25 protein-coding genes are annotated in these 25,512 nt (G+C 68.5%); 11 read left to right on the top strand and 14 right to left on the bottom strand.

Features of this window, described 5'->3' with window-relative positions:
• Positions 1-58: 58 nt before the first annotated feature.
• Positions 59-1,030, bottom strand: coding sequence for a quinone oxidoreductase family protein (locus tag KCG34_RS16385; protein WP_211936701.1), 972 nt, complete (start codon positions 1,028-1,030; stop codon positions 59-61).
• A gap of 81 nt (positions 1,031-1,111) precedes the next feature.
• Positions 1,112-1,810 carry a dienelactone hydrolase family protein gene (locus KCG34_RS16380; RefSeq protein WP_211936700.1) on the bottom strand — a complete coding sequence of 233 codons (699 nt, stop codon included), beginning with the start codon at positions 1,808-1,810 and terminating at the stop codon, positions 1,112-1,114.
• Between the two features lie 142 nt (positions 1,811-1,952).
• Here KCG34_RS16380 and KCG34_RS16375 point away from each other — a divergent pair, with 142 nt between their 5' ends.
• The 6 genes from KCG34_RS16375 to KCG34_RS16350 all read left to right on the top strand — a co-directional run bounded on the left by KCG34_RS16375 (position 1,953) and on the right by KCG34_RS16350 (position 8,037).
• Positions 1,953-2,189: a DUF6489 family protein gene (locus tag KCG34_RS16375; protein ID WP_211936699.1), complete on the top strand. Its 237-nt coding sequence runs from the start codon at positions 1,953-1,955 to the stop codon at positions 2,187-2,189.
• A gap of 15 nt (positions 2,190-2,204) precedes the next feature.
• Complete coding sequence (gene mnmE / locus KCG34_RS16370) at positions 2,205-3,560, top strand: tRNA uridine-5-carboxymethylaminomethyl(34) synthesis GTPase MnmE (RefSeq protein WP_211936698.1); 1,356 nt, start codon at positions 2,205-2,207, stop codon at positions 3,558-3,560.
• Positions 3,561-3,783: 223 nt separating this feature from the next.
• Entirely contained in the window at positions 3,784-5,643 is a 1,860-nt protein-coding gene (gene mnmG, locus KCG34_RS16365) for a tRNA uridine-5-carboxymethylaminomethyl(34) synthesis enzyme MnmG (RefSeq protein ID WP_211936697.1), read from the top strand.
• A 22-nt stretch (positions 5,644-5,665) separates the two neighbouring features.
• Positions 5,666-6,295: a 16S rRNA (guanine(527)-N(7))-methyltransferase RsmG gene (gene rsmG / locus KCG34_RS16360; RefSeq protein ID WP_211936696.1), complete on the top strand. Its 630-nt coding sequence runs from the start codon at positions 5,666-5,668 to the stop codon at positions 6,293-6,295.
• Positions 6,288-7,118 carry a ParA family protein gene (locus tag KCG34_RS16355; protein WP_211936695.1) on the top strand — a complete coding sequence of 277 codons (831 nt, stop codon included), beginning with the start codon at positions 6,288-6,290 and terminating at the stop codon, positions 7,116-7,118. The genes rsmG and KCG34_RS16355 overlap by 8 nt, the downstream gene beginning before the upstream one ends.
• A 25-nt stretch (positions 7,119-7,143) precedes the next feature.
• Positions 7,144-8,037 carry a ParB/RepB/Spo0J family partition protein gene (locus tag KCG34_RS16350; RefSeq protein WP_211936694.1) on the top strand — a complete coding sequence of 298 codons (894 nt, stop codon included), beginning with the start codon at positions 7,144-7,146 and terminating at the stop codon, positions 8,035-8,037.
• A gap of 7 nt (positions 8,038-8,044) precedes the next feature.
• Here the strand turns inward: KCG34_RS16350 and KCG34_RS16345 are convergent, their stop codons facing one another.
• From KCG34_RS16345 to KCG34_RS16325, 5 genes are read right to left on the bottom strand one after another with little or no spacing between them, the layout of a single operon-like run.
• Positions 8,045-8,959 carry a DUF2268 domain-containing putative Zn-dependent protease gene (locus KCG34_RS16345; protein WP_211936693.1) on the bottom strand — a complete coding sequence of 305 codons (915 nt, stop codon included), beginning with the start codon at positions 8,957-8,959 and terminating at the stop codon, positions 8,045-8,047.
• A gap of 29 nt (positions 8,960-8,988) precedes the next feature.
• Positions 8,989-10,041 (bottom strand): DNA polymerase III subunit delta, encoded by a 1,053-nt coding sequence (holA, locus tag KCG34_RS16340; protein WP_211936692.1) that lies wholly within the window; start codon positions 10,039-10,041, stop codon positions 8,989-8,991.
• Position 10,042: 1 nt separating this feature from the next.
• The gene (gene lptE / locus KCG34_RS16335; RefSeq protein ID WP_211936691.1) at positions 10,043-10,558 is read right to left on the bottom strand and encodes an LPS assembly lipoprotein LptE; all 516 of its coding nucleotides are present in this window, start codon (positions 10,556-10,558) and stop codon (positions 10,043-10,045) included.
• A gap of 5 nt (positions 10,559-10,563) precedes the next feature.
• Positions 10,564-13,158, bottom strand: coding sequence for a leucine--tRNA ligase (gene leuS, locus KCG34_RS16330; protein WP_211936690.1), 2,595 nt, complete (start codon positions 13,156-13,158; stop codon positions 10,564-10,566).
• 19 nt (positions 13,159-13,177) lie between these two features.
• Entirely contained in the window at positions 13,178-13,669 is a 492-nt protein-coding gene (locus KCG34_RS16325; RefSeq protein WP_211936689.1) for a DUF3576 domain-containing protein, read from the bottom strand.
• Between the two features lie 284 nt (positions 13,670-13,953).
• Here KCG34_RS16325 and KCG34_RS16320 point away from each other — a divergent pair, with 284 nt between their 5' ends.
• The 4 genes from KCG34_RS16320 (at position 13,954) to modC (ending at position 16,687) form a co-directional block, all read left to right on the top strand.
• Positions 13,954-14,349 (top strand): NtrZ family periplasmic regulatory protein, encoded by a 396-nt coding sequence (locus KCG34_RS16320; RefSeq protein WP_211936688.1) that lies wholly within the window; start codon positions 13,954-13,956, stop codon positions 14,347-14,349.
• Between the two features lie 171 nt (positions 14,350-14,520).
• Positions 14,521-15,267, top strand: a complete 747-nt coding sequence (modA, locus tag KCG34_RS16315) for a molybdate ABC transporter substrate-binding protein (protein WP_249138351.1) — start codon at positions 14,521-14,523, stop codon at positions 15,265-15,267.
• A 2-nt stretch (positions 15,268-15,269) separates the two neighbouring features.
• The gene (gene modB / locus KCG34_RS16310) at positions 15,270-15,935 is read left to right on the top strand and encodes a molybdate ABC transporter permease subunit (RefSeq protein WP_211936687.1); all 666 of its coding nucleotides are present in this window, start codon (positions 15,270-15,272) and stop codon (positions 15,933-15,935) included.
• A complete protein-coding gene (modC, locus tag KCG34_RS16305) occupies positions 15,932-16,687 on the top strand; it encodes a molybdenum ABC transporter ATP-binding protein (RefSeq protein WP_249138052.1) in 756 nt (251 codons plus the stop codon). Before modB ends, modC begins: the two co-directional genes overlap by 4 nt.
• 5 nt (positions 16,688-16,692) lie before the next feature.
• On the opposite strand, the gene KCG34_RS16300 is transcribed toward modC, so the two are convergent.
• On the bottom strand, positions 16,693-17,496 hold the full coding sequence (locus KCG34_RS16300) for a molybdenum-dependent transcriptional regulator ModE (protein ID WP_211936686.1): 804 nt from the start codon (positions 17,494-17,496) through the stop codon (positions 16,693-16,695).
• Positions 17,497-17,595: 99 nt separating this feature from the next.
• Between KCG34_RS16300 and KCG34_RS16295 the strand changes: the two genes are divergently transcribed.
• Positions 17,596-17,838, top strand: a complete 243-nt coding sequence (locus tag KCG34_RS16295; RefSeq protein ID WP_211936685.1) for a hypothetical protein — start codon at positions 17,596-17,598, stop codon at positions 17,836-17,838.
• Here KCG34_RS16295 and KCG34_RS16290 read toward each other — a convergent pair.
• The 6 genes from KCG34_RS16290 to KCG34_RS16265 all read right to left on the bottom strand — a co-directional run bounded on the left by KCG34_RS16290 (position 17,835) and on the right by KCG34_RS16265 (position 25,509).
• Positions 17,835-19,376, bottom strand: coding sequence for an acyl-CoA synthetase (locus KCG34_RS16290; protein ID WP_211936684.1), 1,542 nt, complete (start codon positions 19,374-19,376; stop codon positions 17,835-17,837). The genes KCG34_RS16295 and KCG34_RS16290 overlap by 4 nt on opposite strands.
• A 67-nt stretch (positions 19,377-19,443) precedes the next feature.
• Positions 19,444-21,066, bottom strand: coding sequence for a long-chain fatty acid--CoA ligase (locus KCG34_RS16285; protein WP_211936683.1), 1,623 nt, complete (start codon positions 21,064-21,066; stop codon positions 19,444-19,446).
• Between the two features lie 90 nt (positions 21,067-21,156).
• Positions 21,157-21,603, bottom strand: a complete 447-nt coding sequence (locus tag KCG34_RS16280) for a cupin domain-containing protein (RefSeq protein ID WP_211936682.1) — start codon at positions 21,601-21,603, stop codon at positions 21,157-21,159.
• A gap of 169 nt (positions 21,604-21,772) precedes the next feature.
• Positions 21,773-23,329, bottom strand: coding sequence for a class I adenylate-forming enzyme family protein (locus KCG34_RS16275; RefSeq protein ID WP_211936681.1), 1,557 nt, complete (start codon positions 23,327-23,329; stop codon positions 21,773-21,775).
• Between the two features lie 129 nt (positions 23,330-23,458).
• Positions 23,459-24,244 carry an alpha/beta fold hydrolase gene (locus tag KCG34_RS16270; protein ID WP_211936680.1) on the bottom strand — a complete coding sequence of 262 codons (786 nt, stop codon included), beginning with the start codon at positions 24,242-24,244 and terminating at the stop codon, positions 23,459-23,461.
• 2 nt (positions 24,245-24,246) lie between these two features.
• The gene (locus KCG34_RS16265; protein WP_211936679.1) at positions 24,247-25,509 is read right to left on the bottom strand and encodes an LLM class flavin-dependent oxidoreductase; all 1,263 of its coding nucleotides are present in this window, start codon (positions 25,507-25,509) and stop codon (positions 24,247-24,249) included.
• Positions 25,510-25,512: the final 3 nt, after the last annotated feature.

The following is a 25,512-nucleotide window of genomic DNA, read 5'->3' as shown; positions in this document are numbered from 1 at the left end:
ATCCTCCCACGGCTTCGCCGCGGGCCCCCCCCTTCTCCCGCAAGGGGAGAAGGATTTTCTACGGCAGCAGCAAACTCGCGCCCGACGTCTCCCGGCTCTCCAGCGCTTCGTGCGCCCGCCGGGCATCCTTCAGCGAGAAGGTCTGGCCGATCTCGACCTTGACCTGGCCCGAGGCTACGACCTCGAACACTGCCGCCGCGCTGGCGTCGAGCTCTGGGGTCGTGGCGACATAGTCGAACAAGGTCGGGCGGGTCAGGAACAGGGAGCCGCCGCGGGCCAGCCGGGCAGGCTCGATCGCGGGGGCGGGGCCTGAGGCGTTGCCGAAGCTTACCAGCATGCCGCGCCGGCCCAGGCTGGCCAGGCTGGCTTCAAAGGTCGCGGCCCCCACCCCGTCATAGACCACGGGCACGCCCTTGCCGCCCGTGATCTCGCGCACCCGGGCGGCGACGTCTTCCTCGCGGTAAAGGATCACGTGCTGGCAGCCGTGCGCCTTGGCCAATTCCGCCTTGGCCGCGGAACCGACCGTGCCGATCACATGGGCCCCCAGGGTGGCAGCCCACTGGGTCATCAGCGTGCCGACCCCGCCGGCAGCGGCGTGGACAACGATGGTCTCGCCCGAGAGCACCGTGTGGCAGCGGCGGATCAGGAACTCGACCGTCATGCCCTTGAGCATGATCGCGGCCGCGGTCTCGAAGCTGACCGCCTCCGGAATCTTCACCGCCCGGTCGGCCGGGACCAGATGCGCCTCAGCGTAGGCGCCGAGCGGCCCCGTGCCATAGGCGGCCCGGTCGCCGACCTTGAACCGCGTCACCCCCTCGCCCACCGCCTCGACCACACCCGAGGCCTCTTGCCCTAGCACGGCCGGATACTTGATCGGATAGAGACCGGAGCGGTGATAGGTGTCGATGAAGTTGATGCCGATCGCCTTGTGGCGGACCAGGATCTGACCGGGTCCGGGGGCGGATTCGGCGAGGTCGATCGCCTCCAATACCTCCGGTCCGCCGGGCCTGCTCGCCTGGATCGCCAGCATGGGTCACTCCTTATCAGTCGACGGATTGGACGCCTGACGCAGCTGCGCCGGGTTGGGCCATGTTTCACGTGAAACGGCGGCTCATGCCAGAGCCGATTTGAAGAAGGTGGCTGTGCGCTGGTTGGCGGTCTGCGCATCGACCTCGTCGTAGTGCTCGCCGCCCTTGCGGGCGAAGGCGTGGTCGCGGCCGGGATAGGTGTGGATCGTAACCTGGGCCCGGTTCTTCAGTCCATCGATGATCAAAGCCTGGGCCGCCTTGGGCACGAACTGGTCTTCCTCCGCGATGTGCAGCATGAGCGGGCGGGTCAACCGGTCGGCTTCGCCAAGGTATTTGTCGATGCCGACGCCATAGTAGGCGACGCTGCCGTCGCTGTCCGTGCGGGTCGCGGTGAGGAAGGCCAGGAGCCCGCCCAGGCAGAAGCCGACCGCCCCGACCTTCGCCGAGCATTGCTTATCGGCGCGGATCAGGTCGATGGTGGCGGCGATATCCTCGACGCCGGCGTCCACATTGAACGCGTTGTAGAGCTCAAAGGCCTTCTTCCACTCCGCATCGCTCTGGTCGGTGATGTCGATCCCGGGCTCGATGCGCCAGAAAAGATCCGGGCAAATGGCAAGGTAACCCTGGCCGGCGAGGTCATCGCAGATGCCGCGCATGACCGCGTTGACCCCAAAGATTTCCTGGATAACCACGACCGCCGGGGCTTTGGCGGCGGACGGCCGGGCGACATAGGCGCCGAAAGAGCCGGCTGGCGTGGTGACGGTAAGGCGATTCTGGGTCATAGGCTTTCTCGGGCGTCCTTGGGGGCGGCGAAGGGTGCGTTCTGGATATGGGGTTTCGTAAAGCCTCTAGCGCCTGGGGGCCGGAAAGGCTCATAACAAAGTTGTGGCCCCGGTGATTTGCCGGGTCGGAGTGGAGATGGCCATGAAGGCGACGGTCAATGTCGAATGTACGCCCGAGGAGGCGCGCGCCTTTCTCGGCCTGCCGGACGTCACCGCCCTCAACGAGCAGTTGGTCAGCGAGATGCAGGTGCGGCTGAAGGAGAACATGGCCGCCCTGCAGCCCGAGGAGCTGATGAAGAACTGGATGGCTTTCGGCGGCATGGCCCAGGAACAGTTCCGCAAGCTGATGATGGCCGCGACCGGCGCCGCCAAGGGCTGACCACCGCCGGATTTCATGAGCGACACCATCTTCGCCCCAGCCACGGCCGCGGGCCGCGCGGCGGTCGCGGTGATCCGCATCTCGGGGCCTGTTTCACGTGAAACATTGTGGGCGCTGGCCCCGGGGCGACTGAGCCCGCGGCGGGCGTCCTTGCGCGCCCTTCGCCGACCTTCGGACGGCGCGGTGCTGGACCAGGCCCTGGTGCTCTGGCTCCCCGGCCCCGCGAGCTTCACGGGCGAAGACAGCGCCGAGCTGCATCTTCATGGCGGCGCGGCAGTGACCGAGGCGGTCATCGAGACTTTGCTGGCGATGGGCCTGCGCTTGGCCGAGCCGGGCGAATTCACGCGCCGGGCCTTCGAGCACGGCCGCCTGGACCTGGCCCAGGCCGAGGCTGTCGCCGACCTGGTAGACGCCGAGACCGAGGCCCAGCGGCGCCAGGCCCTGGGCCAGCTGGATGGCGAGTTGTCGGCGCGGCACACGGCCTGGCGCGAGGGCCTGATCGACGCCCTGGCCAGCCTCGAGGCGGCCGTGGATTTTCCCGATGAGGAGGTGCCCGAGGCGGTGGCCGAGCAGGCGCGAGCGCCGATCGCCCGGGTCGCCGAGCAACTCGCGGACGCTCTGGCCGACTCCAGCCGGGGTCAGCGCGTGCGCGAAGGTTTTCGTATCGCCCTGATCGGCGCGCCCAACGCCGGCAAGTCCAGCCTGCTGAACGCCCTCGCCGGCTCGGATCGGGCGATCGTCACCGCCACGCCCGGCACCACAAGAGACGTGATCGAGGTGGTGCTGAACCTGGCGGGCTACCGGGTCACCGTCGCCGACACGGCGGGCCTGCGCCATTCGGAAGATCCGATCGAAGCCGAGGGCGTACGGCGCGCCGCCGATCGTGCGGTCGGGGCCGATCTCAGACTGCTGGTGGTGGACAGCGCGGCGGCGGATGAGGCCTGGTGGGCGGTGGTGGAGTGGGCCAAGCCGGGCGACCTGCTGGTGCTCAACAAAGCCGATCTGCCGCAGGGCTCAAGCGGTGCGACGGCCCGAGCCTGGGCGGAAGAGCATGGGATGGAGACGCATGCCCTGTCCCTATCCACCGGCGCCGGCTTTCAAGCGATGTCGGAACGATTGTCCGTTCGGGTGGTGAAGGCCTTGGCCGGCGCTGAGTTCCCGGCGGCGACGCGGGCTCGTCACCGCCGGGACCTGGAGGCGGCGGAAGCCCACCTGCGCCGGGCCCTGGCCGAACTCGATGGCGGGTTAGCGGTGGAGTTGGCGGCCGAAGATGTCCGGCTTGCCGCCCGCTGTCTGGCCAGGATCGGTGGCCGGATTGACGCTGAGGATGTGCTGGATCTGGTGTTTGCCCGGTTCTGCATCGGTAAGTGAGTTTCACGTGAAGCGGCGCAAAACCGCGACTCGTCCCACTCCGCGTGAAGAGCCAAGGCCAAGCCTCGATGAGGGCCTAGGATTCACAGTGTGCGGCGATGTTTCACGTGAAACATCCCCGTTACCCCCAGGGCCGGCGCCTCGACGCGGCGGCCGGGCTTCCGTATAAGTCCTGGCTCCGCCCAGCCCCGGCTGCCTGCCGGGCCAACCCCATATTGAGTTCATGTCCTCGCCCGTTTGGGATGTCATTGTCATCGGCGGCGGTCACGCCGGATGCGAAGCCGCCGCCGCGTCGGCGCGCGTCGGCGCGCGCACCTTGCTGCTGACCCACAAGCTGGAAACCATCGGCGAGATGTCCTGTAACCCGGCTATCGGCGGCCTGGGCAAGGGGCATCTGGTGCGGGAGATCGACGCGTTGGACGGGCTGATGGGCCGGCTGGCGGACCAGGCCGGCATCCAGTTCCGCCTGCTGAACCGCTCCAAGGGCCCGGCCGTGCGCGGCCCCCGCGCCCAGATCGACCGCAAGCTCTACCGCCAGGCTATGCAAACCGCCCTGGCCGCCCAGCCGAACCTGACGGTCGAGGCGGCGGCGGTCGAGGATCTGATCGTCGAGAACGGCCGGGTGGTCGGCGTTTCTGCCGCCGACGGTCGCACGTGGAACGCCGGCCGGGTGGTGCTGACCACCGGCACCTTCCTCAAGGGCCTGATCCACCTCGGCGAAAACCGCATCCCCGCCGGCCGGGCCGGCGAGGCGCCGGCGGTCGGCCTGTCAGACCGGCTCTACAGCCTGGGTCTTTCCATGGGCCGGCTGAAGACCGGGACGCCGGCCCGGCTGGACGGTAAGTCGATCGCCTGGGACCGGCTGGAAATGCAGCCGGGCGATGTTGACCCGACCCCCTTCTCGTTCCTGACCGATCGCATTGAGCGGGCACAGATCCAGTGCGGGGTGACCGCCACCACGGAAGAGACCCACCGGATCATCGCTGACCGGCTGGACGAATCCGCGGTCTATGGCGGTCGCATCCAGGGCCGCGGGCCGCGCTATTGCCCCTCGATCGAGGACAAGGTGGTGCGCTTCGCCGACCGGAACAGCCATCAGATCTTTCTCGAGCCCGAGGGCCTGGACGACGACACTGTCTATCCCAACGGCATCTCGACCTCGGTGTCGGAGGCGACCCAGGACCTGTTCCTGCGCACCATCCCCGGCCTCGAAGATGTGGTCGTGCGCCGTTACGGCTATGCGATCGAATACGACTATGTCGATCCGCGCGAACTCTTGCCTAGCCTTGAGGTCAAGCGCCTGCCCGGCCTCTATCTCGCCGGCCAGATCAACGGCACCACCGGCTATGAAGAGGCCGGGGCGCAGGGCCTGGTCGCCGGCCTCAACGCAGCCCGGGCCGCTTCGGGCGCCGATCCGGCCAGCTTCGCCCGCGACGAGGCCTATATCGGGGTGATGATCGACGACCTCGTTACACGTGGCGTCACCGAACCCTATCGCATGTTCACCAGCCGGGCCGAGTTCCGCCTGACCCTGCGCGCCGACAACGCCGATCAGCGCCTGACCGCTCGCGGCGTCGAGCTGGGCCTGGTCGGTGCCGAACGCGCCCGCGCCTTTGCTGGAAAGGCTGAGGCTCTGGACGCCGCTCGCGCCAGGGCCCACGCCCTGACCTTGACCCCGGCCGAGGCGGTCAAGGCCGGTTTCAAGGTCAACGCCGACGGCCAGCGCCGCGACCTGATGCAGCTCCTCGCCTATCCCGACATCGACATCGACGACCTGGCCCGGGTCTGGCCAGAGATCGGCGCCTGGCCGGCTGCGGTGCGCGAGCAAGTCGAGATCGAAGCGGGCTATGCCGGCTATCTGGACCGCCAGGCCGCCGACGTCGCCGCCTTCCGCCGCGACGAGGACCTGCGGCTGCCCGCCGACCTGGACTATGCCGCGGTCGGCGGCCTCTCGTTCGAGGCGCGGGAAAAGCTCGCCGCCGTCCGTCCCCTGACCCTCGGCCAGGCCGGCCGCATCGAGGGCGTCACCCCCGGCGCCATCACCGCCCTGCTCGCCCATGTCCGTCGCGCCCGCGCCGCTTGAGGCGAATCCGGGCCAGAGCCCGATGGCCATCCCTCAGGCTTACGGTCCCGCTGGGTTCCAGGCGGCCTTCGGGGCCACCGACGCTCAGGTCGCCGACCTGGTGCGATTCGAAGCGCTGCTGTTCGACTGGAACCAGCGCATGAACTTGGTCGGCCCCTCGGCCCAGGCCGAGTTCTGGAGCCGCCACGTGCTGGACAGCGCCCAGCTATTGCGCGTGGCGCCGGAGGCCCTGACTTTCGCCGATCTCGGCGCCGGGGCAGGCTTTCCCGGGATCGTGCTGGCCTGCCTGCTCAAGGGGCGAGAGGGCGCCCAGGTGCATCTGATTGAAAGCATGGCCAAGCGCTGCCGGTTCCTCAGCGAAGTGGTGCGCGAGCTCGCCCTGCCCGCAACCGTGCACAACGCCCGCGCCGAGGATGTGACGCTGAAGGTCGATGTGGTCACCGCCCGCGCCGTCGCGCCCCTGGTCAGACTTTTGGACTACGCCCGGCCCTACCTCAAGCGCGGAGCGGTAGGGCTGTTCCTCAAGGGACAAGATGTTGAGGTTGAGCTGGCAGAAGCCTCAAAATCTTGGAAATTCGAGTCGCATCTAACCCCCAGTCTCAGCCATACTCTCGGCCGTATCGTCGAAATCAAGAAGGTCTCCCGTGCCTGATTCCGAACCCCGGTCATACCCGGCCCTACGCGTGCTTTCGGTGTCGAACCAGAAGGGCGGTGTCGGCAAGACCACCACGGCGATCAACCTCGGCACAGCGCTGGCCGCGGTGGGCGAGAAGGTCCTGATCATCGATATGGACCCGCAAGGCAACGCCTCCACCGGCCTCGGCATGCCCCGCGGCAAGCGCAAGACCACCGCTTACGACGTGATCGTCAACGGCGCGCCCTTGGCCGACGCCGCCGCGCCCTCGGCCCTGCCCGGCCTGTGGCTGGTGCCGGCGGACCCGGACCTTTCCGGCGTCGAGCTGGAGCTGGCCCAGGCCCAGCGCCGCTCGTTCCGCCTGCGCGATGCGATCAACGCCGTGCGCCAGACACCCGGCGGCAGCCCCTACACCTACATCCTGATCGACTGCCCGCCGTCGCTGAACCTTTTGACCGTCAACGCCATGGCGGCGGCGGACGCGGTGCTGGTGCCGCTGCAATGTGAGTTCTTCGCCCTGGAAGGCCTTACCCAGCTGATGCGCACGGTCGAGCTGGTGCGCGCCAGCCTGAATCCCAAGCTGGAGATCCAGGGCGTGGTGCTGACCATGTACGACCGGCGCAACCGCCTGTCGGACCAGGTGGCCCAGGATGTTCGCAGCCATTTCGGCGACAAGGTCTACGAGACCATGATCCCCCGCAATGTGCGCGTCTCCGAGGCGCCCTCGTTCGGCAAGCCGGTGCTGGTCTATGATCTGAACTGCTCGGGCAGCCAGGCCTATCTCAAGCTGGCGCGCGAAGTGGTGGGGCGCGAGCGGGCGCGGCGGGCGACGGCCGCCTGAGCCTTGGAATTGATTGGATAAAATGATGGCGGAATACCGTAGGGGACTGGGGCGCGGGCTGTCGGCCCTTCTGGACGAGCAGGCCGAGGCCGCCGTCAGCGGTGAAGGCGCGGCGCCGCAGGCCGGCGTGCGCGAGGTTCCGATCGAGCTTCTGCACCGCAACCCCGACCAGCCGCGGCGCGACTTTGTCGAGGCCGATATCGAGGAATTGGCCGCCTCGATCCGGGAAAAAGGCGTCCTGCAGCCGATCCTGGTGCGGCCGATGCCGGATTCGGCCGGCGAATACCAGATCGTCGCCGGCGAGCGGCGTTGGCGCGCGGCGCAGAAGGCCGGGCTCTACCAGATGCCGGTGGTGGTGCGCGAGTTGGACGACCTGGCGGCGCTCGAGATCGCCATCATCGAGAACGTCCAGCGCGCCGACCTGAACGCGGTGGAAGAGGCTATGGGCTACAAGGCCCTGATGGAGCGGTTCGGCCGCACCCAGGACGCGGTGGCGCAGAACGTCGGCAAAAGCCGCAGCCACGTGGCCAACGCCTTGCGGCTGCTCAGCCTGCCCGAGGCCGTGCAGCTCGAACTGCGCGCCGGCCGCCTGACCAGCGGCCACGCCCGCGCCCTGATCACCGCGCCGGATCCGGCCGGTCTGGCCCGGGAGGTGATCGCCCGCGGCCTGAACGTGCGCGAGACCGAGTCCCTGGCCCGAAAGGCCCAGGGCGGCGAGGCCAGGCCCCGCAATGCGGCCAAACCCGCCGTCGCCGCGCCCAAGGACGCCGACACCCGCGCGCTGGAGGAAGACCTGGCCGATATCCTGGGCCTCGACGTCGAGATCATCGACCGCGGGGGAGCCGGCGAACTGCGTATCGCCTACGCCACCCTGGAACAGCTCGACGACCTCTGCCAGCGCCTGACTCGGGCGGGGTAGCGCCGGCTCAGTCCAGCTTGATCCCCGGATGCCAGCCGCTCTTGGCCAGGAAGGCCTTGGGGTCGTTCATCTCAAGGATTTCTTTCAGCGCCTGGCGCTTGTCGGGCGCATGCAGGTAGTAGGCCTTGGCGATGCGGTAGCCGACCCAATAGCCGAGGTCGCCGGGCCACTGCTGCGTGCCGAGGCCGTTGTAGAGCCATTTGGAGATGTCGGTCTTGTCCTCGTCGGGGACGAAGGCGGTCTCGATCTCCAGTTCCCGCCCTTTCGCCCGGGCGGCCAGGCCGGTGTTGCTCACGCTGCCGGAGGTCAGCTCGGCGACGAATTCGGCCACGCCCTCGATGATCGACATCTCCAACACGGTCGGGTGTTCGTCGTCGACCAGAGCCCGGTTCTGCTGGGTATGGGCGTATTCGTGAGCGATCACGTGCACGAACCGCTCCTCGGGATCGGACCCCAGGGTGTCGGCGGCGCAGAGGGCCTCCAGGCCAACCTGGACGCCGTTGACCGGGCTGCCGATCGCCACCGGCTTGCCGCGGCCGACGGCGATGGTCATGGGCGGGAAGCGGGCCTCGGGATAGAGCTCGCCCAGCTTGCGGAATGAGGCCAGCAGGCGCGTGCGCACGCGCGGCAGCACCGCCGCGCAGCGCCTGGCGCCTACATAGATCTCCGGCCGCTTGCCCATGGCGTCGGCCATGGCTGCGCCGGTGACCCGCCGCAGCCGCGCCAGCTGGCGCAGGCCCTCCGAGCCGCCATCGATATAGGCCTGCAGCTGCTCGGCCGTCGGATGGCCGCCGGTGGCGTCGTAGAGGCTGTAGAAGCGGCTGACGTCGCCGGTCTCGACCACAGGATCGGGTTGCGCTGCGGCGGCCGTGAGGGTCAGGGCGACGAGGCCGAGGGCGAAACGGGTGAGGAGCCGGCTCATATCGCCGTTAAAGCTGCAACGCGCCCGCCCTACAACCCCAGCCGCCGCGCCCGGCCGGCGATGCTCAGCGCCAGGCGCTCGGCGATCAGGGTGTCGGGGGAGCCGGTCTGTTTGCACAGGCGGTCGGCTTCGAGCACTTCGGGCTGCAGCAGGTCCAGATGATCCAGGCTCCAGGCGCGGGCCTGGCGCAGGAATTCGCGCTCATTCTTCCAGAACACGCCCGAGGCCTTGGCGGCTTCAGCGAGGCCGGCGCCGTTTCTGGTCAGGCTCAGGGTGCGGCGCAGACGGGCGAGATGCAGGCCAATGGCGCGCACGGCCGCAGGGCCGCCCTCGCCCTCGGCCGCGGCGCGCCTCAGGCCCTGATAAGCCGCCTGCAGTTTGCCGCCGAAGGCATCCTGGGCCGCGTCGGCCAGGGAGCTTTCCGGCTCGACCCCCAGATAGGGCTTCAGGTCGTCTGGCGTGGCGATCGCGCCGGAGCCCGGGCCGAGGTAGAGGGCCAGGCGCTCGATCTCCTGCCGCGCCACCCCGCGCTCATGCGGTAGGCGGCCGACGAACAGCTCCAGGGCCTCGCCGTTCAGCCCGACCTTGTCCTTGGCCAGGCTCTCGCGCACCAGGCGGGCCACGTCGCCGACCTCGTCCTCGTAGCAAGGGATGACCGCGCAGGCCTCTCCCTTCTCGCCCACCTTGCGCAAGGCGGAGTCGCGGCCCAGGGCTCCGGCCTCGACCAGGAAGAAGGCGTCCGGGTTGTAGCCGCCCTCCAGGTGGACCTTCATCGCCTCGCTGAGGGCGCGGTCGACCGAGGCCTTCTCGCCGGTCAGCTTGACCCGCACCAGCCGCCGCCCGCCCAGCATGGACTGGGCGGTCAATTCGTCGCCCAGGCGAGCGGCGTCGCTGTCGATGTCGGATTCAGTCAGGAGGGCGACGTCGAAGGGGTCGTCGGGCCGTTCAACGATCTTTTTGGCCAGGCCGTCGGCCCGCTCGCGCACCCCGCCGCGGTCGCGGCCGTGGATCACCGCGGCGCGGATGTTGGCGGGCGGGGCGCCCAGGAACCGCTCGACGTCGGCGCGGCGACTGATGATCACGTCAGCCGGCCGGCCGGTTCCGACCGGCGAAGAACACCGCCAGGGTCACGCGTAGCCGGTCGGCGGCCTCATTGGCGGCGCGCACCTCGGCGTCCTCCTGGGCCGAGACCTCGGCGTAGGGCTGGGCGGTGGCCGCGTAGCTGACCTCAACCGGCTCGACCCCGGTCTTGATCACCTGGCCGCTGGAAAGCTCGATCAGGCGATAGGTGACGGTGACGTGGGTCTCGTAGCGGGTGGCGATACCGCTGACCACCAGGCCGCGGGGGTACTGGTGCTCCTGCACCCGCAGGTCCAGGCGATAGGCCGCCGGGCTCGAGCGGTCGCGCGCCAGGCTGTCTTCCAGGTCCTGGGCCAGGAGGAAGGCGGTGCGCCCATGCTCGACATTGACCTCGATCGAGGACAAGCCGGCCGTGACGCCCGGGGCAGCGTAGAGCGGGGTGAAGCCGCAGCCCGACAGGCCGGTCGCGACGGCGAGCGCTGCGCCCGCGACAGCGATCCTGGCCAGGCTGGGGCTCATGCGGCTCATCCCACCACGATATTGACGATGCGGTCCTTGACCACGATCACCTTGCGCACGGTCACGCCCTCAAGATGGCTGCGAACCGCCTCGTCCGCCAGGGCGATCTTCTCGACCTCGGCCTCGGGGCTGCCCGCGGGGGCGCGAATCTCAGCGCGGCGCTTGCCGTTGATCTGCACCGGCAGCACCACCTCGTCGCGGGCGACCAGGGCGGGGTCGAAGCTCGGCCAGGGCGCTGCGACGGCCAGGCCGGTCTCGCCCAGCCGCTCCCAGCAGCTTTCGGCCAGGTGCGGGGTGAAGGGCGCGATCAGCCGCGCCAGGGTCGACAGGGCCTCCTGCCGCGCCGCCAGCACCGCCGGGCTCGCGCCCTCGGCGGGCAAGGTTTTGAGGGTGTTCAGGAATTCGTACAGCCGGGCGATGCCGCTGTTGAAGCGGAAGCCGTCGATGGCCTCGGTCACCGCCGCGGTCAGGCGGTGGGTGGCCCGCACCAGCTCGTGCGCCTTGGGGTCGGCGGCGGTATCCGCGGGCGCGACGCCGGGGGGCTGGCTGTCGAACTCGTTCCACACCCGGTTGACGAAACGCCATGCGCCTTCGATGCCGCCGGTGGTCCATTGCACGTCGCGGTCCGGCGGGGAGTCCGACATCACGAACAGCCGCGCGGCGTCGACGCCATAGTCGTCGAAGATCACGCTGGGCGTGACGGTGTTCTTCTTCGACTTCGACATCTTTTCGGTGTCGCCGATCACCACCGGCTCGCCGCTGTCGATCAGGATCGCTCGACGCGTGGCGCCTTCCGCGGTGATCTCGATCTCGGACGGCTCGACCCAGTCGCCGTTCTGCCGGCGATAGGTCTCGTGGGTCAGCATGCCTTGGGTGAACAGGCCGGTGAAGGGCTCCTTCGCCTTCAACATGCCCTCGTCGGCCAGGGCCCGGGTGACGAAGCGGGCGTAGAGCAGGTGCAACACGGCGTGCTCGATGCCGCCGATATACTGGTCGACCGGCATCCAGTAATCGGCGGCGGCCCTGTCGATCGGCTCCGCCGCGTCCGGCGCGGTGAAGCGGGCGAAGTACCAGCTCGAGTCGACGAAGGTGTCCAGCGTGTCGGTCTCGCGCTCGGCCGCGGTTCCGCAGGTCGGGCAGACCGTGTGCTTCCAGGTCGGATGCCGCGCCAGGGCGTTGCCCGGGCGGCTGAAGTCCAGGTCGTCGGGCAGGCGCACCGGCAACTGGTCCTTGGGAACCGCCACGGGGCCGCAGGCCGGGCAATGGACGATCGGCACCGGGCAGCCCCAGCCGCGCTGGCGGGCGATGCCCCAGTCGCGCAGGCGATAGACGGTGGCGCCCTGGCCATGCCCTTGGGCCTCGATGCGGGCGATGGCCGCCTGCTTGGCCGCCTCGATCTCCAGTCCGTCCAGGAAGCCGGAATTATAGATCCGACCCGGGCCGACATAGGCTTCCTTGCCGACCTCGAAGGCCACGGGATCGGCGCCTGGTGGCAGCACCACCGGCTTCACCGGCAGGCCGTACTTGCGCACGAAGTCCAGGTCGCGCTGGTCGTGGGCCGGGCAGCCGAAGATGGCGCCCGTGCCGTAGTCCATCAGCACGAAATTGGCGATCCACACCGGGACCTTCCAGTTTGGGTCGAACGGATGGGTCACTGTCAGGCCGGTGTCCCAGCCCAGCTTTTCGGCCGACTCGATCTCGGCCTCCGACGTGCCGCCACGGCGGCATTCGTGGACGAAGGCGTCGACCCGGGGGTCGGCCGCGGCCAGGGCCGCCGCCAGCGGATGGTCGGCCGAGACGGCCACGAAGCTGGCCCCGAACAGGGTGTCGGGCCGGGTGGTGTAGACCTCGATCCCGCCCTCGAAACCCGCCGGCGCGGCGCCCGAGAACGCCCACGTCATCTTCAGGCCGCTGGACTTGCCGATCCAGTTCTCCTGCATCAGCCGCACCTTGTCCGGCCAGCGATCCAGGGTCTTCAGGCCTTCCAAGAGGTCGTCGGCATAGTCGGTGATGCGCAGGAACCACTGGTTCAGCTTGCGCTTCTCCACCACTGCGCCGGAGCGCCAGCCGCGGCCGTCGATCACCTGCTCGTTGGCCAGGACGGTCATGTCGACCGGGTCCCAATTGACCATGCCCTCGCGGCGATAGACCAGGCCGCGCTTCCACAGGTCGATGAACCAGGCCTGCTGCTGGCCGTAATATTCGGGATCGCAGGTGGCGAACTCGCGCGACCAGTCGATCGACAGGCCCAGCCGCTTCAGCTCATCGCGCATGGCGTCGATGTTCTGATAGGTCCAGTCCCGGGGGCTGACCCCGCGCTCCATGGCCGCATTCTCGGCCGGCAGTCCGAAGGCGTCCCAGCCCATGGGGTGCAGCACGTTGAAGCCGCGGGCGCGCTTGAAGCGGGCGATCACGTCGCCCAGGCTATAGTTCCGCACGTGGCCCATGTGGATGCGCCCCGAGGGATAGGGGAACATCTCCAGGATGTAGTATTTCGGCCGCGGGTCGGACGCATCGATCGGCCCCGCGCGAAAGATGTCGGCGTCGGCCCAGGCCTTGCGCCACCTGGGTTCCGACTCTTGCGGATTATAGCGGACCATGGCCGATGCGAGGGGAGGATCAGCCGCCGACGTTCGACAGCTTGAGCTGGCGCGCGCGGGTCAGGATGGCGTTTTCGATGTCGGTCGCGGTCTGGTCAGAGGCCGCTGCGTCGATCCAGCCGCCGTTGGCGTCCTTGACCTGCTTGTTGACGGTCACGTTCAGGCCATCGGCGCGCAGGCGCGTGTCCAGGATGAAGACCGTGCACTTGAAGCGCTCGTCCGGCTTTTCCGGATTGGCGTACCAGTCGGTGATGATCACGCCGCCATAGGGGTCGGCCGAGGCCAGCGGCATGAAGGCCAGGGTGTCCAGCGAGGCGCGCCACAGGTAGGCGTTCACGCCCAGGGCCGCATCCTTCTCGGGGTTACCCTTTGGGTGGCCGCCGCCAAAGGGATGGAAGCCGCCACCGCTGCTATAGGGCCGCGGGCCGGCGGCGTCCTTGTGGGCGCAGCCTGCAACGGCCAGGGCTCCCAGGGCCACGGCCACAATCGCCGCTCGACGCACCAACACCATTCTTGTTCTTCTCCAGTTCGCTTCACGCTCGGCGCGGAAAAGCCCGCCGGCGTCTCGCCCCGCCTATCCCCGCAAAGCGGCTCTATATCATGCGAGCCGTTCGGCCAAACAGGAATCGCGTGGCCGGGGCGCAACAGACTCTGCCGGAACGACCGCCAGGGCGAGGCGAGACCTGCTGACGCATTGACCTGACGGGGCGTGGGGCTTTAATGCGACCTCAAGGCCCGTGTGGTCTACCGGCGTTTTTGACGGACCTTGGGTCTAAGGGGTTTGAGGCGGGTGTGATGGCGGCGAAAGCTCGCATCAGTGCAGTGGCGATCGCAGCGATGGTCCTTATGGGCGCTTCGCTGGCCCACGCGGATTCCGCCCGCCCGACGCTCAGCGTGACCAATACCCCCGCCACGCCCAACGACTTCGCCCAGTTCGGCCTCGCCCCCATCCACAAGTCGGTGCAGTGGGACGACAAGGGTCACTGGAGCCTCAAGCTGGACATGAATACCCCCGCCGGCCGCGACATGCAGCTGCGCGACGTCCAGGCCGGCGCCTATTATCACCTGACCCCCTCGCTGCACGTCGGCGGCGCGGTGTCCTTGGGCGATGAGCAGGTCTCCCCGGACCGCAATCTGCCCCAGACCCAGCAGGCCCCCCGCGTCAAGCTGGAAACCCGCTTCAAGTTCTGAGGCTGGGCCGCGGCGTTCGCGGCGATACCCGACATTCTCGACCATGCGGTGGCCGGTCAATGAGCGCCGCCTTGTCGATTGACTCCGCCGCCGGCTTCACCGCAGGTCGTCCGGCAGCTAGGATACATAACGACCCGTTTCCTGCACGCCGGAGCGCGGATACTGAGAGCCCTGTCCTTCAAGCCGATCCTACTCGCCGCCCTGGCCAGCCTGCTCGCCGCCGCGCCCGCCGCCGCGCGGGAGGTCCAGGTGGCCGTCGCGGCCAACTTCACCGAGCCGGCCAAGGAAATCGCCGCCGCCTTCAAGGCCGCCACCGGCGACGATGCGGTGCTGAGCTTCGGCGCCTCGGGGACGTTCTACACCCAGATGACCCAGGGGGCGCCGTTCGAGGTGTTCCTGTCCGCCGACGCCGAGCGGCCGCAGAAGCTGGACAAAGATGGGCTGTCCGCGCCGGGGACACGCTTCACCTATGCGGTCGGGCGGCTGGTGCTCTACTCCAAGACCCCCGGCCTGGTGGACGACAGGGGCGCGGTGCTGACCGGCGGCCATTTCGCCAAGCTGGCCTTGGCCGATCCCAAGGCCGCGCCCTATGGCCAGGCTGCGGTCGAGACGATGCAGCACCTGAAGCTCTATGACGCCCTGAAGCCCAAGCTGGTCACCGGCGCCTCGATCGCCCAGGCCTATCAGTTCACAGCCACCGGCGCAGCGGAGCTGGGCTTCGTCGCCCAGTCGCAGGTGATCAAGGAGACCGGCGGCTCGCGCTGGCTTGTCCCGGAGGCCGACCATGCGCCGATCGAGCAGCAGGCGGTGCTCTTGAAGACCGGCGCGGCCGACCCGGCGGCCAGGGCGTTCCTCGACTTCCTGAAAGGGCCGCAGGCGAAGGCGATCATCCGCCGCTACGGCTACGAGGCGCGCTGAGGGTGGAGACGGTCCTCCAGACCACGCTGGCGCTGGCGAGCGTCACCACCGTGCTCTTGCTGGTGCTGGCCACGCCCCTGGCCTGGTGGCTGGCGCGCCGGCGCTCGGTGCTGAAGGACGTGCTCGCGGCCCTGGTCTCGCTGCCGATCGTGCTGCCGCCGACGGTGCTGGGCTTCTACCTCCTGATCGCGCTCGGGCCCTCAAGCCCGCTCATGACCCTGCTGCATCCATTCGGCGTACGCACACTGGCCTTCACCTTCACCGGCCTCGTCATCGGCTCGACAGTCTATTCCCTGCCCTTCGCCGTGCAGCCTATCCGCGCCGCCTTCGAAGGCGTGGGCGAGCGGCCGCTGGAGGTCGCGGCGACCTTGCGCGCCTCTCCGCTCGACGCCTTCTTCACCGTGGTCCTGCCCCAGGCTCGGCGCGGCTTCGTCGCCGCCGCGGTGCTGGTGTTCGCCCACACCATCGGTGAGTTCGGGGTGGTGCTGATGATCGGCGGCGGGGTGCCGGGCAAGACCGAGGTGGTTTCGATCCGCATCTATCAGATGGTGGAGTCGCTGGACTTCGCGGGGGCGCACAAGCTGGCGGCGGGACTCCTGGCCTTCGCCTTCCTGGCCCTGCTCGGCCTGTTCCTGGCCGATCGCCGGACAGGGGCTGTCGGGCTGTGAACGGGCCGGTGGAGATCGCGGGTCTGGTCGCCCGCTTCAAGGGCGTGTTGGGCGACTTTCGTCTGGACGCCGAGTTCAGCTTGCCCGGCCGCGGTGTCACCGCCCTGGTGGGGCCGTCCGGCGCCGGCAAGACCACGCTTCTGCGCTGCATCGCCGGGCTGGAGCGGCTGCCCGGGCGCCTGACGGTCGCCGGCGAGGCCTGGCAGGACGCGCGCACCTTCCTGCCGCCGCACCGGCGAGCCGTGGGCTATGTATTCCAGGAGGCGAGCCTCCTGCCGCATCTCTCGGTGCGCGGAAACCTGGCCTATGGCTTTCGCCGCGCGCCTGACGCCCGCGCGGCCCGGTTCGACGAGGTGGTGGAGAGTCTCGGCCTCGGCCCGCTTCTGGACCGTGCGCCCCTGAAGCTCTCCGGCGGCGAGCGCCAGCGGGTCGCCATCGGCCGCGCCCTCTTGACCCAACCGCGGCTGATGCTGATGGACGAGCCCCTGGCCGGCCTGGATGCGGAAGCCAAGGCCGAGATCTTGCCCTATCTGGTCGGCCTGCACGACAGCCTGGCCATCCCCATGCTCTATGTCAGCCACGACCCAGCCGAGGTGGCGCGCATCGCCGATCGGGTGCTGACGATGCGTGCGGGGCAGGTCGAACCCGGCTCGCCGGCCCAGGCCGACCTCGCCGACAGCCTCGTCAAGGCCCTGGATCGCGAGCGGCTGGAGCAGTTGGCGGCGGCTGCGCTCAAGGCTGGACTGGGCTGAGCCCCTCAATCCACCGCCAGGATCACCTGCGAAGCCTTGATCAGGGCGCGCGCGGGCTGACCGACGGCGAGGTCCAGGGCGTCGGCGCTCTCGCGGGTGATGGTGGCGGTGACGGTCTTGCCGCCGCCGAGGTCGAGGACCACCTCGTCATTGACCGCCCCGCGCTCGTGCCGGGCCACGGTTCCGGCCAGTTGATTGCGGGCGGAGGTGCGCAGGGGCTCTTCGCCCAGGGCCAGGATCACCGAGCTGGATTTGATCAGGGCCACGGCTGTGCGCCCTGGGGCCAGACCCAGGTCCTGGACGCTTTCGCGGGTGATCACCGCGACGATCGCCAGGTCCGGGGCGATGCGCAGGGTGACCTCGCTGTTGACCGCCCCTTCGGTGACGGTCTCGACCACGCCGCGGAGGGCGTTGCGCGCGCTGGTCTTCATGCCGAGGCTCCAGATCAGGCCATCGAGGGTTTCGGGCGCAGCGCCGATCGCCGCATCCAGCCGGCCGACCAGGCGGGCCAGTTCGGTCTCGAGCGCCCCGTAGGCGGAAAGGGCCGCTTCGCCCGCCGGGGTCAGGCTCGCCGCGCCGCCTTTCGCACCGCCGGTCTGGGCGGCGACCAGGGGCCGCTCGAACAGGTTGTTCAGCGCCTGCACGGCGTCCCAGGCGCCCTTGTAGCTGAGCCCGCAGGCCTTGGCGGCGGCGGTGATCGAGCCGTGCTCGCCGATGGCGGCCAGGAGGCGCATGCGGTCGGCCCCGGCTCGCGCGGTGGGGCCGCGGTGGAATTGCAACAGGGCCTTGGTCGCCTGGTCCGAACTCATGGGCAGAACCTGCCACAAGAATAGGCCGCGACGAAATGTCAGCCGCCTGCGGCGCCGTTGCTCATCAACTGTTCAGGCTGTTGCGCTAGGCTTCGTCGCATGGAACCCGAAGTGATCCTGGTCGCCCTGGTCGAAGCGCTGCATGACGGCGCTGACGGCCTCGTGGAGGAACTGGCCGGCGCCCTGCGCGACGCGGCCTGGATCGAGCCTGTCATCACCCGATGGCGCGCCGACGCCGCCCTGATCCGCACCTCGGCCGAGGCGACCCTGCGCTGGATCGACGAGGTCGCCCTGCCGACCGTGCGGGCCACGGCCGGCGCGCCGATCCCGCGGCCGCTCTAAACGATCTTCGATCCCTCCTTGCCCCAATAGGCGTCACGGATCAGGCGCTTGTAGAGCTTGCCGGTCTGGTGGCGGGGCAGCTCCTGCATGAAGTCGATCCTGCGCGGGGTCTTGACGTGGCTGAGCCGCTCGCGGGTCCAGGCCGATAGCTCCTCCGCCAGGGCCGGGCCGGCCTCGCTCCAATCGGCGGGCTGCACCACCGCCACCACCTGTTCGCCCATCTCCTCGTGCGGGGCGCCGACCACGGCCACGTCCGCCACCTTGGGGTGGCCGATCATCAGGTTCTCGATCTCCTGCGGGTAGATGTTCACCCCGCCGGAGATGATCATGAAGCTCTTGCGGTCGGTCAGGTAGAGATAGCCCTCCTCGTCCAGCCAGCCCACGTCGCCCAGGGTGGTCCAGCCGTGCTGGTTGCGGGATTCGGCGGTCTTGACCGGGTCGCCGTGATATTCGAACTGGCCGCCGCCGGCGAAATAGACCAGGCCCTCGGAACGGGGCGGCAGGGGCTCGCCGTCCTCGCCGCAGATCTTGACCTCGGCGGTCAGGCCGCGGCCGACCGAGCCCTTGTGCGCCAGCCACTCCTCGGAATTGATCACGCAGAAGCCGTTGCCCTCCGTTCCGGCATAGTATTCGTGCACGATCGGGCCCCACCAGGCGATCATCTGCTCCTTGACCGGAACCGGGCATGGCGCGGCGGCGTGGAACACCCCGGTCAGGCTGGAGATGTCGTAGCGGGCTCGGGTCTCCTCAGGCAGTTTCAGCATGCGGACGAAGTGGGTGGGCACCCACTGGGCGGTGGTGACCTTGTATTGCTCGATGAAGCGCAGGGCGTCCTCGGGGTCGAACCGCTCCATCATCACCACGGTGCCGCCCATGGACTGCACCGCCATGGACCAGCCCAAAGGGGCGGCGTGATAGAGGGGCGCGGGCGAGAGGTAGATGGAGTCCTGGTTCCAGCCGTAGAGGGCCTGGCCCAGCATGGCCAAGGGGCTGGGCGCGTCGATCGCGGTCTCGGCGGTCGCGGCCCGCTTCACCCCCTTTGGCCGGCCTGTGGTGCCGGAGGAATAGAGCATGACGCTGCCGGCGGTCTCGTCGGCGATCGGGGTCGTAGGGAAGGCGGAGCGGGCTTCAACGAAGTTCTCGAACGGCCCCTCCGCCCCGTCGACCATATACAGCTTCACGCCGGGAATCTTCGGCGCGACCTTCATCGCGGTCTCGGCCAGGGCCTTGGAGGTGATGAAGGCCTTGGCCTCGCAGTCCCCCACGATGTACTCGACCTCGCCCTCGGTCAGCTTGGACGAGATGCAGGTGAAGCGGATGCCCGAGCGCTGGGCGGCCCAGATGACCTCGTAGTAGCGCGGGTGGTTTTCCATGAAGAGGGCGATCGCGTCGCCAGGCTTCAGCCCCAGCGAGCGAAACAGGTGCGCGCCCTGGTTCGAGCGTTCCTCCAGTTCGCGATAGGTCACGGTTTCGCCGCTGGCGGCCATGATGAAGGCGGGCTTGTCCGGAAATGTCTTAGCATGGTGGGTCGGATGCATGGGTCTGACTGAACGTCCTCTATGAAATGGTCGCCGCCGCGCCTTGTGGCCGACGCTTTCGGCGGGGTCAGGGCTTCATCAAATGGTCGCGGTAGGTGTCTCTCAGAATCTTCTTGTCGATCTTGCCGGTGGCGGTGAGCGGCACGGCGGCGAAGATCACGTCGTCCGGCGTCCACCACTTGGCGATGCGGGGCTTCAGGAATTCCAGCACCTCGTCGCGGGTGATCTCGCGGCCCGCGTGGGTCTCGATGATCAGGATCGGCCGCTCCTCCCACTTGGGATGAGGCGCGCCGACCACTGCAGCGATGCGCACGCCTGGGCAGCCCACGGCGACGTTCTCAAGGTCGATGGAACTGATCCATTCGCCGCCGGACTTGATCACGTCCTTGGTTCGGTCGGTGATGCGCATGAAGCCGGCGGCGTCGATGGTGGCGATGTCGCCGGTGTCGAACCAGCCGTCCTGGTCGACCACGTCGTTCTGCCCACGGAAGTAGCGGCGCAGCACCCAGGGGCCGCGCACCATCAGCCGGCCCGAACTGGTCCCGTCGCGGGGCAGCTCGTCGCCGGCGTCGCCCACCACCTTCAGCTCGATGCCGAATTGCATGCGGCCCTGGCGGGTCCAGATCACCTGGTCGCGCTCGTCTTCGGTGAGATCGTCCAGGGCCGGGCTGGGGGTCGAGACCACGCCCAGCGGGCTGGTCTCGGTCATGCCCCAGATCTGCAGGACGCCGACGCCGTATTTTTGCTTGAAGGTTTCGGCCATCACCTGCGGCACGGCTGAGCCGCCGATTACGAGGCGCTGCAGGGCGCCTGGCTTCAAGTCGTGCTCAGCCAGATGGTTCAGATAGAGGGTCCAGATGGTCGGCACCCCGCCGCTCAGGGTCACGCCCTCGGCGGCGATCAGGCTGTGCAGGCTGGCCGGGTCCATCCTGTCGCCTGGCAGCACCAGCTTGCAGCCGTTGACCGGGGCCATGTAGGGCAGGCCCCAGGCGGTGGCGTGGTACATGGATGAGCAGGGCATGATCACGTCATGCGCCGAAAGCCCGAAGGCGCCTGAGAGGCCGCCGGCCATGGCGTGCAGCACGATCGAGCGGTGCGAATAGAGCACGCCCTTGGGATCGCCCGTTGTGCCGGAGGTGTAGCAGAGCACCGCTCCGGCGTTCTCATCGACCCGCGGCCAGGAAAAGCCGGGCGCCTCCAGCGCCATCAAGGTTTCGTAGCACAGGGCGCCGACCGCGCCGGGCTTGTGGTAGGCCTCGTCGGTCAGGCGGATGAAGGTCGAAAGCTGGGGCAGTTGCGGGGCCAGCCGATCGACCAGATCGGCGAAGCTGGGCTCGAACAACAGCACCTTGGCTCCGGCATGGTCGAGGATGTAGCGGATCTGCTCCTCGAACAGGCGCGGATTGACCGTGTGCAGCACCGCGCCGAGGCCGGGGACGGCGAAGAACATCTCCAGATGCCGGTGGGTGTTCCAGGCCAGGCTCGCCACCCGATCGCCAGGCCCCACGCCCTGGGCCAGCAGCGCCTTGGCCAGCCGCTCGCAACGCCGCTCCAGCTCGCCATAGCCATAGCGGACGATGTCGCCCTCGACCGTGCGCGAGACGATCTCGCGCCCGGCGTGGTTCCTGGCGGCATGGCGCAGGATCGCCGTGGTCGATAGCGGCTCCGTCTGCATCAGGCCCGGGATCATGCGGCGTCTGGGCTCCCTCACGTTTTGAGGAACCATAGACCGCCGCGTGAACGGCGATAAGACGGCGCCGTCGCGGAAGCTGCGAAGCGGTTACGCGTGCTCGGGCTGTGGGCTTGCCGAAGCGGTCTCCGCAGTCGGCGTCGCATGGCCGATATTGCGGCGGGTCAGTTTGCGCCAGACCCGCATGCCGAAGCCGAGTGGCGCAGGCAGCGGATGATGAATCACCGCCACCTTGCGGACGTAGGTCTCGACTTCCCACCTGGCCTTGCTGCCGGCGGGAAAGAACACGACGTCGCCGGCCTTGACCCGGCGCGTTCCAGTCCCGTCGGTCAGGAGCATTCCGCCTTCGAGAATATGAATGGTCTCGTCCACGTCGTAGAACCAGTTGAAGACGCCGGCGGTGCAGTCCCACAGCAGGGTCTGGGCGCCGTGGTCGCGCGTGTCGGCGAGAATGCGGTAACGCGCGCTGGGTGCGCCCTCCAGGACCCAGTCCGGATGAATCGGAGCAGGCTGCAGGGCCAGATCCGTCGGGCTCACCAGAATTTCTCTCACAGCCAGCACCCCCTCGCCCGTCCGGTTCGACTGCGCGCAAAGCAATGGAGCCACGCGCGGACGCAACAACGAACGCGAAAATGGTTCGCAGGTTTCAGGCGAAGCCTCCGCCCTTTTGTTCGACCCTCAAATTGCGGTTGCTGGGAGTGGAGCCCTAGTCCCGGACGAGATGCGCGTACTGGTCCCGGAGTTCGCGCTTCAGCACCTTGCCGATCGCACTTCTTGGCAGGCTGGGCAGGATCTCAAGCGCCGCCAGCCGCTGGGTCTTGCCCAGGCGCTCATTGGCCCAGGCGCGCAGGGCCTCGGCCTCGATGGCGGCGCCGTCGCGCAGCACCACCAGGGCGATCGGGGTCTCGCCCCAGCGGTTCGACGGCGCGCCCACCACGGCCGCCTCGGCTACCGCCTCGTGCCCTGCCACCACGGCTTCGAGGTCGCTGGGATAGATGTTGAACCCGCCCGAAATGATCATGTCCTTCTTGCGGTCCATCAGGGTCAGGAACCCCTCGGCGTCGAAGCGGCCCACATCGCCCGTGCGGATGAAGCGCTTGCCGGACGCATCGCGCCACTCGGCGTCGGCGGTCTTGCCCGGCTGATTGTGATAGCCGTTCATCATCGCCGGCGAATGGCCGACCACCTCGCCGATCTCGCCAACGGGAACCTCGCGACCCTCCTCGTCGATCAGGCGGATATCGTGGCCGGGGGCCGGACGGCCGACGGTGTGCAGCTTATCCGGATGCTCATGCGCCGCCAGGATGAAGGTGCCGCCGCCCTCGGTCATGCCGAAATATTCGATCAGCCCGCCGGGCCAGCGCTTCAGCACATCCGCCTTCAGGGCCGCAGAGAAGGGCGCGCTGGTGGCGAATTTCATGCGGAAACTCGAAAGATCGAAGCGGTCGAAGTCCGCGTGCTCCATCAGCCGGCGATACTGCACCGGCACCAGCATGGCGTGGGTGGCCCGATGGCGCTCGGCGAGCTCGAGGAATCTGACGACGTCAAACTTCTCCATCAGCACCGCCGTCCCGCCGCCGGCCAGGGTCGGGATCAGGCAGACCAGGGTGGTGTTGGAATAGAGCGGGGTCGAGATCATGGTCACCGCATCGGGGCCGTAGCCGCCGGCAGGGCCGCGACCCACATGCTGCCAGCGCATGGCGTGCGACTGCACGATGCCCTTGGGCGCGCCGGTGGTGCCCGAGGAATAGATGATGTTGAACGGCCAGTCGGGCTGGATCTCTACCGGTTCCGGCTTCGATCCTGCGGGCGGCAGCCAGGCTTCGAAGGCCTCGCCCGCGTCCGAGCCGTCCAGCGCAACGGGCCGCGCCGAGATCTGACCCGACACGCCTTCCAGTTGCTCGGAGACACCCTGGTCCAGGAACAGGAGGCTGGCGCCGCTGTCGGCGATCATGCCGGCGAGGCTTTCCGGGGTGGAGGATGGGGCAAGGGGGGCCATGGCGACGCCTGCCCTGAGCGCGCCCAGGAACGCCGCCACATATTCGATCGAGGTCAGGGCGCAGGCCGCGACCGCGCCGCCGGGCTCGGCGCCGTCCCGCTGCAGGCCGGCGGCGACCCTGTCCATCAAGGCGTCGAGCCCGCCGTAAGTGACCTTCCGCTCGCCCTGGATCAGGGCCACATGGTCGGGCCGCTCCGCCGCATGGGCCGCGATCAGGGCCGGCAGGGTTCCGAAGGGCTGGGCGAGCAGGTCGGCGGGGGACATGGCGAACTCCGTTCAAACGGATGTTCGACTAGAGCGGGACGCGGAAAAGTGGAAGCCGGTTTTTCGCGCCAGTCCCGCTCTAACTCGTAGGAATCGGTCACGATGATTTCGGATCGATTTGATCCGAAATCATCGTGACGGGCCCAGTCGCTCGATCGCCGCCGCCACTTCCGCGGTTTTCTCCCAGCCGACCATGTGCCCCGCCTCGGGGATCGAGGTCAGGCGGCAATGCTCGATCCTCTGCTTGAAGGCGTGGGCGTAGACCGGCGGGATCAGCCGGTCGCTGTCGCCCCAGATCAGGGCCGTCTCCGCCTTGATGCGGTAGAGGCGCTGGGACAGGCCCCGCTCGGGGATGGGAAAGAGGATCCGCCCGGCCATGCCCAGCTGGCGGGCGTTGGTGACCAGATAGGTCTGCAGGAACGCCGGATCGTCCACCGCCAGCCCGGACGTCATCATGGCGCGACCCCGCTCCGGGTCATGAAACAGCAGGCCGGGCATCTCGAACGGCAGGGTGGCGAAGATGTCCGGGATCGGATGATCATCCAGCCAAAGGCCCGCCGGGCAGATCAGAGCCAGGCGCGAGAGGTCGTTCGGCGCGACCGCCGCCATCTCCGCGGCGATCATCCCGCCCATCGAGTGGCCGACCAGGATCGGGTCCTTCAGCCCCAGGGCCTCGACGACGTCCCAGCCGTGCAGGGTGAAGTCGAGCATGTCGCGCAGGGCGTGGCACTCGTCGCTGGGGCCATAGCCGGGTAGGTAGGGCGCGAAGACGTGGTGGCGCTCAGCCAGCTTGATCAGCAGCGGATCCTCGGCGGTCAGGCCGCCGGCGCCATGCAGATAGACCAGGGGCGTGCCCGAGCCGGCCTCCAGGTAGTGGACCGGGGTGTGGTGGGTCTGGACGATCTTCAGCTGCATGGTCACTTCCCCGCCACCAGGGCCGCTTCGCGCTCGCTGGGCAGCGATCCAGGCGTGACCTGGCCGGCGATCGGTTTGCACCAGAAGCGGCCGTCCTCGGCATGGTCTGGGAACATCCCGCGCAGCTTGGGCATCACCTTCTCGGCGAACAGGCGGCTCGAGTACATGCACTTGTCGGCCGGCATGTTCCCCACGTGCATCAGGCAGAAGATGTTGCCCACGTGCAGGCCCTTGATCATCTCCTCCATCCGCTGGCGGACGGTCTCGGGCGAGCCGGCGATCACGTGGCCGCCTTCGGTCAGGTCCTTCCAGGTCAGCTGGCTGTAGCCGCCGCGCGGTGGGGCGTATTGCGACAGGGCGCCGGACTGGATGGTCTTGATCGTGCGATACCCGGGCGCGTCGGCGAAGCCCGGATAGACGTGCAGGCAGCGATTGTAGAAGTAGCTGACGTGCTCGGAATAGAGCCGTTCGGCCTCCTCGTCGGTCTCAGCCACACAGATGGTCTGGGCGAAGCCGGCGCGGTAGGGCGACGCATCCGGCGCCTGGCGCTCGGCCACCCGGTCCCAGTAGCCCTGCATCAAGGCCTTGGCCCGGATGTAGCCGGAGAAGCTGAGGTACGAGTAGGAATAGGTGTTGTCGATGCAGAAGTCGTAGGTCTCCACCGAGCCGCCGCCCGGGATGTGGATCGGGGGGTGCGGCTCCTGGATCGGCCGCGGCCAGATGTTGACGTGGCGCAGCTTGTTGTAGCGGCCGTTGAAGGCGAAGGGCTCGCGCTCATGCCAGGCCCGCATGATCAGGTCGTGCGCCTCCTGGTACTTCTCTCGGGTCAGGGACGGGATCTGGCCGTAGCAATAGTTGGTGTCCATCGAGGTTCCGACCGGGAACCCGGCCACCAGCCGCCCGCCGGAAATGCAGTCCAGCATGGCGAACTCTTCGGCCACCCGAACCGGCGGGTTGTAGAGGGCGATGGAGTTGCCCAGCACCACCAGGGCCACGTCCTTGGTCCGGCGGGCGAGGCCCGCAGCGATGATGTTCGGCGAGGGCATGATGCCATAGCCGTTCTGGTGGTGCTCGTTGACCCCGATGCCGTCGAAGCCGAGCGTGCCGGCATATTCCAGGAGGTCCATATAGGTGTTGTAGACCTGATGGCTCTTCACCGGATCGAACAGCTTCTGGTCGATGTCGACCCAGACCGAACGGTTCTTTTCCCGGAAATCGTCGGGCAGGTAGGGCCACGGCATCAGGTTGAACCAGGTGAACTTCATGGC

The organism is Phenylobacterium montanum (assembly GCF_018135625.1).
Lineage (GTDB): Bacteria > Pseudomonadota > Alphaproteobacteria > Caulobacterales > Caulobacteraceae > Poindextera > Poindextera montana.
Note: the sequence above shows the minus strand (reverse complement) of the source record. Positions and strands in the feature narration are given on the sequence as shown.